Consider the following 11,141-nt stretch of genomic DNA (forward strand, 5'->3'; position numbering starts at 1 on the left):
CGCCCCGTGGGATGGCGCGGCGCGGCCGTGGCGGTGAGCCGGTCAGTCGGGCCGATCAGCCGGGCGGGTCAGTCGTTGCCCAGCTCCATGGCGGCGCGGTCGAGCATCTCCTCCTCCTCGGAGACCTCGCCGCGCGAGGCGATGGCCTCGGCGCCGCCCTGCGGCATCGAGCCGATCAGCCCGGTCGAGGCCGCCTGGGCGGCGCCGATGAGCGCGGGGTGGTGGGTGCCGACCATGCCCAGGCTGGCGTACTGCTCCAGCTTGGCGCGCGAGTCGGCGATGTCGAGGTTGCGCATGGTGAGCTGGCCGATCCGGTCCACCGGGCCGAACGCGGAGTCCTCGGTGCGCTCCATCGACAGCTTGTCCGGGTGGTAGCTGAAGTTCGGGCCGGAGGTGTCCAGGATCGAGTAGTCCTCACCGCGCCGCAGCCGCAGCGTCACCTCGCCGATGACGGCCGTGCCGACCCAGCGCTGCAGCGACTCGCGCAGCATGAGTGCCTGCGGGTCGAGCCAGCGGCCCTCATACATCAGCCGGCCGAGCCGCCGCCCCTCGTTGTGGTAGGTGGCGATGGTGTCCTCGTTGTGGATGGCGTTGACCAGCCGCTCGTACGCCGCGTGCAGCAGGGCCATGCCCGGGGCCTCGTAGATGCCGCGGCTCTTGGCCTCGATCACCCGGTTCTCGATCTGGTCGGACATGCCCATGCCGTGCCGCCCGCCGATGGCGTTGGCCTCCATCACCAGGTCGACCGGGCTGGCGAACTCCTTGCCGTTGATCGTGACCGGACGGCCCTGGTCGAAGCCGATGGTCACGTCCTCGGCGGGGATCTCGACCGTGGGGTCCCAGAACCGCACGCCCATGATCGGGTCCACGGTCTCGATGCTGGTGTCGAGGTGTTCCAAGGTCTTGGCCTCGTGGGTGGCGCCCCAGATGTTGGCGTCCGTGGAGTACGCCTTCTCCGTGCTGTCGCGGTAGGGCAGCCCGTGGGCCAGCAACCACTCGGACATCTCCTTGCGCCCGCCGAGCTCGGAGACGAAGTCCGCGTCGAGCCAGGGCTTGTAGATGCGCAGGTGCGGGTTGGCCAGCAGGCCGTACCGGTAGAACCGCTCGATGTCGTTGCCCTTGAACGTCGAGCCGTCACCCCAGATCTGCACGTCGTCCTCGAGCATCGCCCGGACCAGCAGGGTGCCCGTGACGGCGCGGCCGAGCGGCGTGGTGTTGAAGTACGCCCTCCCGGCCGAGCGGATGTGGAACGCGCCGCAGGTCAGCGCGGCCAGGCCCTCCTCGACCAGCGCCGCGCGGCAGTCGACCAGGCGAGCGATCTCGGCACCGTACGCCAGGGCGCGGGTGGGCACCGAGGCGATGTCGGGCTCGTCGTACTGGCCGATGTCGGCGGTGTAGGTGCACGGGACTGCGCCCTTGTCGCGCATCCAGGCGACGGCCACCGAGGTGTCGAGACCGCCGGAGAAGGCGATGCCGACGCGCTCGCCCGTGGGCAGGGAGGTGAGAACCTTGGACATGAGAAAAGATTATGCACTCCTACGCATGATCATGCAAAGCGGGGGCGGGTAAAGAACCCGACCGGCCTCGTTCTCCCGTCCCGGATGAGCGGCCGCGGCGGGACGATGGTCCCTCCGAGACGGGACCTCGTTCTCTGGGAGCCGCGTCCGCGCCGGAGTGTCCTGGAGACGTGGACTCCTGCAACCGGAGGGGGCGGCCATGACGAATCCCGTGGTCGTGGGGATCGACGGATCGCACGGGGCGTACGCGGCGCTCGGCTGGGCGGTCCAGGACGCCGTGCGCCGGGGGCTGCCGCTGCGGATCGTGCACGTGCGCGAGCCCTGGAAGAGCGAGCACCCGGTCGGCGCGGGCGGCGGCGGCCGGTCGCTGACCGAGCGGAGCGAGCGGCTGCTCGCCGGTGCCGAGGAGCGGGTGCGGCAGCGCGCTCCCCGCCTGGAGGTGACCACGGCCCACCTCGTCGGCGCCGTCGTCGAACGCCTGCGCACCGAGTCCGAGACGGCCGACACCGTCGTGGTGGGCAGCCGGGGGCTCGGCGGGTTCGCCGGACTCGTGCTCGGCTCGGTCGGCCTGGCCCTGGCCGGCCACGCGCACGGCCCGGTCGTCGTGGTCCGCGCCCCCGAGCTGCCCGCCGCGGGCGGCGGTGAGGTGGTGGCCGGGTTCGACGGCTCCGCCGACGCCGAGGCCGCCCTGGAGTACGCCATGGAGCAGGCCGCCGCCCGCGGCGCGCGGCTGCGTGTCGTCTACGCCCGGCACACCGTGGTCCTGGCGCCCCAGGCCGTCGGGTACGGGCCGCTGCCGGCCGGGGCGCTCGCCGACGAGGCTGCCGAGGTCGGGCGGCGGCTGCCGCTGTGGCGGGACAAGTACCCGGAGGTCGAGGTGGTGGAGTCGGCCGTGTCCGGCCATCCCGTGCCCGTCCTGGCGGCGGCCTCCCGGACGGCCGTCCTGCTCGCCATCGGCTCGCGCGGTCTGGGCGGGTTCGCCGCGTCCGTGCTCGGCTCCACCTGCCACGGCGTGATCCACCGGGCGCACTGCCCGGTCGCCGTCGTCCGCGCCCCCTGGAGGAGATCGTGACCGTTCGGGGCGGTCAGAGGCCGTGGATGCGGCGGCCGGTGACCTGGTGCGGGAGGATCCGGATGTACAGCTCGCGCTCGCCGCCCGCCCAGGGCGTGACCCCCGCCCCGGTGACCTCGTCCAGCTCCTTCTCCTTCACCAGGTGGGCGGGGCCCTGCACCAGCACGCTCCACCCTTCGCGCCGCGCCTCGTCGATCTGGTCCACCTCGAACCCGATCTTGACCTCCACGCCCTCCATGCCCGTGCGCAGCGTCCGGTCCATCTGGCCGCCCTGAGCCGTGCGGAAGACGACCGCGCCCTCGTGCAGCTTGTAGTTCACCGGCAGCACGGTCGGGCCGTCCGGCCCGTCGAAGGCGACCCGGCCGATGCCGCCCGGCGCGATCAGGCGCAGGCACTCGTCGCGGTCCAGCTTCTTCAGCGTGGGCGCGGCCCGGGCGGTGCCCGGGCCGGGCGGCCGGTCGGCGGCGCCGCCCAGCAGCACGCCGGAGGTGACGCCGAGCGCCCCGGCCAGCCGGGTCAGCGCACCGGTGGCGATGGTGTCGGGGTGCTCCTCGACGTACTGCACGTACCCGGGCGCCATCGCGGCGCGCTCGGCGAGCTCCTCGCGCGTCAGCCCCCGCCGCTCGCGGTAGTAGGTGATGCGGCGTCCGAGGTCGCCGGTCATGGCCGGCCCCCTTGCTCGCCCCCGTGCGAGTCACCGTGCGAGCCCCCGTGCGAGACCATGGGGGCCTCGCGCGCCTGCCCGTCCGCGGTGCCGGTGCGGGGAACGCGGCCCGCCACGGACAGCTCCGCGAGGTCCTCCACGACGACGTCCGCGCCCGCCGCCCGCAGCGCCTCCGCCCGCTCGCCCGACCGGTCGACGCCCACCACCAGGCCGAACCCGCCGCGTCGCGCGGCCTCCACGCCCGGCAGCGCGTCCTCGACGACCGCCGTCCGCCCGGCGGGCGTCCCGAGCAGGCGGGCCGCCTCCAGGAACAGCGACGGGTCCGGCTTGCCCGCCAGCCCGAGCCGGGCGGAGTCCACGCCGTCCACCGCCACGTCGAACAGATGAGTCAGTCCGGCCGACGCCACCATGGCCCGGCAATGCCTGCTCGCCGACACCACCGCCGTGCGGCAGCCGCGCCGCCGCAGCTCGTGGAGCAGGGCGACGGCCGAGGGGAACGCCGCCACGCCGTGACGCCGGATCTCGGCCACGAACAGCGCGTCCTTGGCCAGCCCCAGCCCGTGGACGGTTGCGGCGTCCGGGCCGTCGTCCGGGCTTCCCTCGGGCAGCGTGACGCCGCGCGAGGCGAGGAACGTGCGCACCCCGTCGAGGCGCGGGCGCCCGTCGACGTGGCGCAGGTAGTCGTCGCGGACGTCGAAGGGCGCCGAGCGTCCGCGCAGGAAGGCGTCGAAGACGTGCTTCCACGCGGCCGCGTGGACCCGCGCCGTGTCGGTGACCACGCCGTCTGTGTCGAACACGACCGCGTGGACGGTCGCGAGGTCTATGGCGGCCATGCCGTGGACGGTACCCGCCATCCCGCCACCTGAGACATCCACCGCACGGCCTCCTGACCAGGAAGGACGCGGCCGGGAAGAAATCTCGGAAAAGATTCGCGGAGGATGTCCAGAACCCGTGGACGGCTCCGACCATGCGGTGAAAGACGGCCCGGCGGGCACGCCGGGCGAAGAGCGTACCGACATCAAGGAGCCGGCGCCATGCGGAAGATCATCCACTACGTCCACACCTCGCTCGACGGCCACATCGACGGCCCCGGCGGCGAGTTCGACTGGCCGGCCGTCGGCCCGGAGATGTTCGCCCACTCCGACGAGCTGACCGCCCGGGTGGACACCTTCCTGTACGGGCGCGGCGTGTGGGAGGTCATGTCGAGCTACTGGCCGAACGCCGAGGCGCACTCGGACGACGAGCACGACCTGAAGTTCGCCCCGATCTGGCGGTCGACGCCGAAGGTCGTCTTCTCGACCACGCTCGACAAGGCCGGCTGGAACACCCGGATCGTCAGCGCCGACCTGGCCGAGGAGGTCACCGAGCTGAAGCGGCAGCCCGGCAAGGACATGCTGCTTCTCGGCGGTTCGGGGCTGGCGGGCGAGCTGGCGCGGCTGGGCCTGATCGACGAGTACCACGTCGTGGTCCATCCCGTCGTGCTCGGCGGCGGCCGGCCGCTGCTCGCCACGCGGGGGGAGCGGAGCAACCTGCGCCTGGTGGGGACGCGCACCTTCGACGGGCGCACGGTGCTGCTCCACTACGTCCCCGCCGGTGGCGAGAACGTTCCGCGCGGTGGAACGTCTCAGCCGTCGAGTGAGGTCCAGAAGTCGTAGTGGTGGTCGCGGGCGAAGCCGGCGGGCTCGATGCCGCCCTCGCCGGGGGCCAGGGACTGGACCGAGGGGCGCGCGGCGGTGAAGGGACGCCAGGCGGGTGCGCCGGAGCCGTTGGGGTCGCCGGTGCGGGCGAAGCGGGTCCAGTAGCCGATCATGTGGTCGGCCAGGAGGCGCTGCTGGTCGGTGAGGGGCTGGTTGTAGCCGACATCGAACAGGTAGGGCAGGTCGGCAGCGTGGTAGGCGCCCATGTCATACGGCTTGGGGAAGGCGGCGAACCACGGTGCGCTGGGGTCGGCGAACTCGAAGGCGTAGGTGGGGACGTGCCGGGACAGCGCCTTGCCGGTGTCGAGGGCGGGGCGGGCGTACTCGGAGTCGGTCAGCGCGGTGGCCAGCGCCTGGCTGGGCGAGGCGTAGGCGGACAGAGGGTAGCGGGCCAGGACCTCGCCGGCGTGGGAGCCGAAGGCGGCGCGGACCTCGTCGTCGTAGCGGTCGGCGGGGATCGGGCCCTGGTACTTGGCCATCTCCAGCCCCCACACGTGCATGCGCTCCTCGTGACGGTTGACGCCGTACAGCACCGGCACCCGGTGGAAGCGGCCGGTGGTGACCGCGCGGGCCGGGTCCAGTGGGAGGAACGCGCCGCCGGTGACCGGTCCGAAACCGGGCTGGGCGGGATCGGAGGCGGCCTTCAGCAGCTCGCCGGTCGGGACCGCGCGCAGTTGCCGGGCGGTTGGTGACCCGCCGAGGTTCAGGCGCCCGGCCAGGGCCTGGCCGTCGCGTTCGGCCTGGGAGCGGGGGCGGGGGTTGTTGGCCATGGCCAGGGAGGGTGCCCACGGGGCGGTGCAGGGGGCGCTGTTCAGGATCGCCCGGTGGAAGAGCCCGGCCGATCCGGGTGCGGCCAGGTGGGCGCAGACGGCGATGGCACCGGAGGACTCGCCGAACAGCGTGACGTTGCGCGGGTCGCCGCCGAAGGCGGCCGCGTTGCGCCGGACCCATCCCAAGGCGGCCTGCTGGTCGGCCAGCCCGTAGTTGCCGGACAGGCCGTCGGCATCGTGCAGAGCCGGGTGGGCCAGGAAGCCGAAGGCGCCGAGCCGGTAGTTGACGGTCACCACGATCACGTTGCCTTGGACGGCCAGGCGGCGGGCGTCGTACAGGTGGCCGGCGCCGTCCTTGAAGCTGCCGCCGTGGAGCCACACCATCACCGGCAGCTTCTGCTCTGCGCGGGCGCGGGGGGTGGTCACGTTCAGGTACAGGCAGTCCTCGCTGGTGCTGCCGGCGCCCAGGTGGTCACCGGTCTGCGCGCACATCGGGCCGGGGGTGGCGGCCTGGCGCGGCCGGGTCCAGGCGGGTGCGGGGCGCGGGGCCCGCCAGCGCAGCTCACCCACGGGCGTGGCGGCGTACGGGATGCCCAGGAACGAGCGGTGGTCCTCCGTGACCACGCCCCGCACCGGCCCTCGGTCAGTGCGCACCAGTGCCTCGCTGTCCGCGGCCGCCGCCGAGGTGTTCATGATCGCTCCCGCCATGCCCAGTGCCGTCAGTCCCGTCGTGAGCTTGCCCATGCCGGTCATCCGTTTCGTCTCCTCGCATCAGTGATCTCTCCGGATGCCGAGAACCGTACAAGCGACTTGGGCGATCGCGCAAGACGATCGCCTAAGTCGATCGCCTAAGGCATTCGTCTGATTATTGGGGTAGGGTGCGGCTCATGGGTAACCGCGAAGATCTGATCGCCGGGGCCAAGCGCTGCCTGTACGAGAAGGGCTACGCGCGCACCAGCATCCGCGACATCACCGCCGCCGCCGGCGGGGTCAGCATGGCGGCCATCGGCTACCACTTCGGCTCCAAGGAGGCACTGCTCAACGAGGCGCTGTCGCTGGCCTCACAGGAATGGGGCGAGCAGCTGGCCCAGGCGCTGGCCGCCGTACCCGCCGATCCGGACGCCGGCCCGCTGCGGCGTTTCGAGGCGGCCTGGGGCCAGATCATCACCTCCTTCGAGGCCCACCGGCCGCTGTGGGCGGCCACCTTCGACGTCATCGGACAGGTCCAGCACGCCGAGCAGGCCCGCGCCTACCTGGCCGCCGGCCTGGAGCACGCCCGCCTCGGCCTGGCCCAGGTGCTCGCCGGCCTCGACCCCGGCCACCCCGACGCCTGGGCGGTGGGCGGCTTCTACCAGGCGCTGCTGACCGGCGTCATGGCCCAGCACCTGATCGACCCCGAACGGGCCCCCAGCAGCCACGACCTGGCCGGCGCCCTGGCCCTGATCACCGGCCGGCCCGCGACCTGACCTCGGCAGCGGCGACGCCGACCCGGACGACCGAGGTCCGCGGGCTGCCGTCGGGACCTTCGCCCCTGCCCGCGGCTTCGCGTCCGTGATGGTCTGGTCACATCACCGGTGGGAGGTATCGCCATGATCAGCCGTACGGCAGAGCACAGGGATCGTGTCATCCAGGGAGCACTCGAAGCGGCGCGCTGGGCGCCGTCCGTGCACAACACCCAGCCGTGGAGCTTCGCGATCTCCGGCGAGGAGATCAGCCTGCGCGCCGACGTGGACCGCAAGCTGCGCCTGGGCGACCCCTCCGACCGCGAGCTGCTCATCAGCTGCGGCGCCGCCCTGTTCACGATCCGTACGGCATTGCGCTGCGAGGGCGTCGAGCCCGTCGTACGCGTGCTGCCGGATCCGGACCGCCCGTCGCTCGTCGCCACGATCACGCTGGGCGAGGCCGCCGAGGCCGACGAGCGGGTGCGCGCGATGGGCCGGCAGATCGAGCGGCGGCGCACCCACCGGGCCGGGTTCACCGACCTGCCGGTGCCCGAGCGGCTCATGGACGGCCTGGTACGCGAGGCCAGGGACGAAGGGGCCCGGCTGACGCCGGTCCGCTCGCCGGTCGCGGTCGCGATGCTCGCCGCCCTCACCCAGGCCGCGCAGGGCGCCCAGTCCCAGGACCGGGTGCTCACCCTGGAGCTCATCCGCTGGGCCCGGCCGCCGGGCAGCTCCCGCCGGGACGGCGTGCCCGCCGAGGGCTACCCGCGCACCGCGCCGCCCACGGACCCCGGCTTCCCGCAGCGCGACTACGCCTGGCGGCACGAGGCCTTCCACACCCAGGCGCTGGAGACGTACCACCTGGGGCATCACGTCCGACGACAAGGAGAGCGTCCGCAGGTCGCTGCCCGAGCTGCTCCAGTGAGGGCGGGGCCTCGGCGGGCAGGGGTGCGAAACTGGTCGTATGACGCAAGGGGAGCACCGCCCGTTGATGCCGAACATGCGCCTGGACGAGCTGCTGGCGGAGCTCCAGGTTCGTCTCGACGCGGTCCTGGCCACCCGCGACCGCGTTCACGCCCTGCTGGAGGCCGTCGTCTCCGTCGGCAGTGACCTCGACCTGGAGACCGTGCTGCGGCGCATCGTCGAGACGGCCACCAACCTGGTCGACGCCAGCTACGGTGCCCTCGGGGTGGTCGGCCAGGAGAGCACGCTGCTCCAGTTCATCCCCGTCGGCCTGACGGAGGAGGAGATCGCCCGGATCGAGCACTGGCCCCACGGCCTCGGCCTGCTCGGGCTGCTCATCAAGGACGCGAGGCCGCTGCGGCTCGGCCGCATCTCCGACCATCCCGAGTCGTACGGGTTCCCGCCGGGTCATCCGCCGATGGGGACGTTCCTCGGCGTGCCCGTACGCGTCCGCGACGAGGTGTTCGGCAACCTCTACCTGACCGAGAAGCGCGGCGGGGGCGAGTTCGACGAGGAGGACGAGGCCATCGTCGTCGCGCTGGCCACCGCCGCCGGCGTCGCCATCGAGAACGCCCGCCTGTACGAGGAGACGCGCCGGCGCGAGACCTGGCTGGAGGCGTCGTCCGACGTCACCACGCGCCTGCTGTCCGGGGCCGACCCGCGCGAGGTGCTCGCCCTGATGGCCGCCCGGGCCCGCCACATGACCGGCGCAGACCTGGTGCAGATCCTCCTGCCCGGGGAGGACGGCGGCGTCCTGCGGGCCGAGGTGGTCGAGGGCGACCTGGCGCCCGGCGCGGCCGGCCTGGCCTACGGGCTGACCGGGTCCGCCGCCGGCGAGGTGTTCACCAGCGGCCGGGCGATCACCGCGGGTGACCTGCTCGACTCCGAGTCGCCGCTGCGCGGGCTCGGGTACGGTCCCGAGCTGCTGATGCCGCTCGGCGCGGGGCACACCGTACGAGGGGTGCTGGCCCTGGCCAAGCGGTCCGGGCGGCTGCCGTTCAGCGGCTCGGAGCTGCGCATGCTGGAGGCGTTCAGCGGCCAGGCGGCGATCGCGCTGGAGCTGGCCGAGGCGCGCCGCGACGCCGAGCGTCTCACGCTGCTGGAGGATCGCGACCGCATCGCCAAGGACCTGCACGACGTGGTCATCCAGCGGCTGTTCGCCATCGCCATGACGCTCATGAGCACCGTGCGCCTCGTGGAGCGCCCCGAGGCGTCCGGCAGGCTCCAGCACGCCATCGACGAGCTGGACGAGACGATCCGGCAGATCCGCTCCACCATCTTCGCCCTGCAGAACGTGCCCGACGTGGCCGCGCCGAGCCTGCGCGCCCGCGTCGTCGAGCTGGTGGAGTCGGCGCGCGGCCACCTCGGGTTCATGCCGGGCCTGCGCATGGAGGGCCAGCTCGACCACCGCGTTCCCGAGGAGGTCGCCGAGCACCTGCTGGCCGTGCTGCGCGAGGCGCTGTCGAACGTGGTGCGTCACGCCAAGGCGTCGCGGACGGACGTGTCGGTGGAGGTCACGGGCGACCGTCTCACGCTCACCGTGCGGGACGACGGGGTGGGGCTCGCCGGGGGCGGGCGGCGCAGCGGCCTGCGCAACATGGAGGAGCGCGCCGCCGGGCTCGGCGGCGGCTTCGAGGCCGGCTCGCCGGACGACGGGGGCACCCGGCTGCGCTGGGACGTCCCCGTGTGACCTCCGGCCCGGCGGCGTCCTCGTCGCGGCCGGGCGGGCAGGGCTGGCCGGGCTGGCCGGGCGCGGCGCCGGGCGGTACGGCTGTCAGTCGCGCCTGCCGGCGCGCAGGCGGGCGGCCAGCGCGGCGGCCTGGGTGCGGCGCTGCATGCTGAGCTTGGCCAGCAGGTTCGACACGTAGTTCTTGACGGTCTTCTCGGCGAGGAACAGCCGCTCGCCGATCTGCCGGTTCGTCAGGCCCTCGCCGATGAGGTCGAGGATGTGGCGCTCCTGGTCCGACAGGGCGGCCAGCGGGTCCTGGCGGGTGGCCTGGTCGCGCAGCCGCTGGAGGATCGCCGCCGTGGTCTGAGGGTCGAGCAGCGACTGCCCCGAGGCCACCGTGCGCACCGCGCCGACCAGGTCGGAGCCGTGGATCTGCTTGAGCACGTAGCCGGACGCCCCGGCCATGACCGCGTCGAACAGCGCGTCGTCGTCCGCGTACGAGGTGAGCATGAGGCACGCCAGCCCCGGCAGCCGCGAGCGGGCCTCCCGGCACACCTCCACCCCGCTGCCGTCGGGCAGGCGCACGTCCAGGACCGCCACGTCGGGCCGGAGCGCCGGGATGCGGGCGATCGCCGACTCGGCGGTCCCGGCCTCGCCGATCACCTCGATGTCGTCCTCGGACTCCAGCAGCGCCGCCACGCCCCGCCGCACCACCTCGTGATCATCGACGAGGAACACGCGAATCATGGCTCCGACGCTAACCGGCCGCTCCGGCCTTCAGGAAGGGCCGAAGGTCCCGAACGCCGCGTGTCATGCGAGGTCGCCGGCCGCGGGTGCTTCCCGGCGCTGATGGGAAGGACCCGGGTGGGGAGAGAACAGCGCGGCCGGTGCCGGGGGTGATGGCACCGGGAGCCGCGGACGGGGGAGGACAGCGATGATCGTCACTGGTGTGGACGGGTCGCGGGCCGGGCTGGAGGCCGCCGGATGGGCGGCCGCCGAGGCGGCCCTGCGCGCGGCGCCGCTGAAGCTCGTGCACGTCCTGCCGTCCTGGGCGTGCGAACCCGCGGCCGGCCGGTACGCCGAGGTGGCCCGCTGGATGCGCGAGGGCGGCAAGACCGTGCTGGCCGCGGCCGAGGAACGGGTGCGGCGCGAGCAGCCCGGGGTCGCCGTCGAGACCGCGCTGCTGCCCGGCGACCCCCGGGCCGCCCTGGTGAAGGCGGCGGCCGGCGCGGAGCTGCTGGTCATCGGCGGGCACGGCCTCGGCGGCGTGCGCGGCATGCTCGTGGGGTCGGTGGCGTACGGCGTGGCCGGGCACGCGCCCTGCGACGTGGTCGTGGTCCGCGAGGT

At 73.6% G+C, this 11,141-nt stretch carries 11 protein-coding genes; 6 read left to right on the forward strand and 5 right to left on the reverse strand.

Translation table 11 applies throughout. From position 1 onward, the window contains the following. Positions 1 to 68 precede the first annotated feature (68 nt). Complete coding sequence (argG, locus tag AB0H81_RS40630; RefSeq protein WP_358386504.1) at positions 69 to 1,517, reverse strand: argininosuccinate synthase; 1,449 nt, start codon at positions 1,515 to 1,517, stop codon at positions 69 to 71. 199 nt (positions 1,518 to 1,716) lie between these two features. On the opposite strand from argG, the gene AB0H81_RS40635 reads away from it, so the two are divergent. After that, entirely contained in the window at positions 1,717 to 2,589 is an 873-nt protein-coding gene (locus AB0H81_RS40635; protein WP_358386507.1) for a universal stress protein, read from the forward strand. 13 nt (positions 2,590 to 2,602) lie between these two features. On the opposite strand, the gene AB0H81_RS40640 is transcribed toward AB0H81_RS40635, so the two are convergent. Both AB0H81_RS40640 and AB0H81_RS40645 read right to left on the reverse strand, forming a co-directional pair. Beyond that, positions 2,603 to 3,253: a pyridoxamine 5'-phosphate oxidase family protein gene (locus tag AB0H81_RS40640; RefSeq protein WP_358386510.1), complete on the reverse strand. Its 651-nt coding sequence runs from the start codon at positions 3,251 to 3,253 to the stop codon at positions 2,603 to 2,605. Beyond that, positions 3,250 to 4,086: an HAD-IA family hydrolase gene (locus AB0H81_RS40645; RefSeq protein ID WP_358386512.1), complete on the reverse strand. Its 837-nt coding sequence runs from the start codon at positions 4,084 to 4,086 to the stop codon at positions 3,250 to 3,252. Before AB0H81_RS40645 ends, AB0H81_RS40640 begins: the two co-directional genes overlap by 4 nt. Before the next feature lie 201 nt (positions 4,087 to 4,287). Here AB0H81_RS40645 and AB0H81_RS40650 point away from each other — a divergent pair, with 201 nt between their 5' ends. Beyond that, positions 4,288 to 4,908, forward strand: coding sequence for a dihydrofolate reductase family protein (locus AB0H81_RS40650; RefSeq protein ID WP_358386515.1), 621 nt, complete (start codon positions 4,288 to 4,290; stop codon positions 4,906 to 4,908). Here AB0H81_RS40650 and AB0H81_RS40655 read toward each other — a convergent pair. Further along, entirely contained in the window at positions 4,878 to 6,473 is a 1,596-nt protein-coding gene (locus AB0H81_RS40655) for a carboxylesterase/lipase family protein (protein WP_358386518.1), read from the reverse strand. The genes AB0H81_RS40650 and AB0H81_RS40655 overlap by 31 nt on opposite strands. A gap of 134 nt (positions 6,474 to 6,607) precedes the next feature. Here AB0H81_RS40655 and AB0H81_RS40660 point away from each other — a divergent pair, with 134 nt between their 5' ends. The 3 genes from AB0H81_RS40660 to AB0H81_RS40670 all read left to right on the forward strand — a co-directional run bounded on the left by AB0H81_RS40660 (position 6,608) and on the right by AB0H81_RS40670 (position 9,815). Beyond that, positions 6,608 to 7,186 carry a TetR/AcrR family transcriptional regulator gene (locus AB0H81_RS40660; RefSeq protein WP_358386521.1) on the forward strand — a complete coding sequence of 193 codons (579 nt, stop codon included), beginning with the start codon at positions 6,608 to 6,610 and terminating at the stop codon, positions 7,184 to 7,186. Positions 7,187 to 7,309: 123 nt separating this feature from the next. Further along, positions 7,310 to 8,272, forward strand: a complete 963-nt coding sequence (locus AB0H81_RS40665; RefSeq protein WP_358386523.1) for a hypothetical protein — start codon at positions 7,310 to 7,312, stop codon at positions 8,270 to 8,272. Next, positions 8,154 to 9,815, forward strand: a complete 1,662-nt coding sequence (locus tag AB0H81_RS40670) for a GAF domain-containing protein (protein WP_358386526.1) — start codon at positions 8,154 to 8,156, stop codon at positions 9,813 to 9,815. Before AB0H81_RS40665 ends, AB0H81_RS40670 begins: the two co-directional genes overlap by 119 nt. An 84-nt stretch (positions 9,816 to 9,899) precedes the next feature. On the opposite strand, the gene AB0H81_RS40675 is transcribed toward AB0H81_RS40670, so the two are convergent. Then, positions 9,900 to 10,541: a response regulator transcription factor gene (locus AB0H81_RS40675; RefSeq protein ID WP_358386529.1), complete on the reverse strand. Its 642-nt coding sequence runs from the start codon at positions 10,539 to 10,541 to the stop codon at positions 9,900 to 9,902. A gap of 187 nt (positions 10,542 to 10,728) precedes the next feature. On the opposite strand from AB0H81_RS40675, the gene AB0H81_RS40680 reads away from it, so the two are divergent. Next, positions 10,729 to 11,141 (forward strand): universal stress protein (locus AB0H81_RS40680; RefSeq protein ID WP_358386531.1); only part of this gene is annotated, 413 nt, incomplete at its 3' end.

The organism is Nonomuraea sp. NPDC050691, assembly GCF_040654455.1.
Classification (GTDB): domain Bacteria; phylum Actinomycetota; class Actinomycetes; order Streptosporangiales; family Streptosporangiaceae; genus Nonomuraea.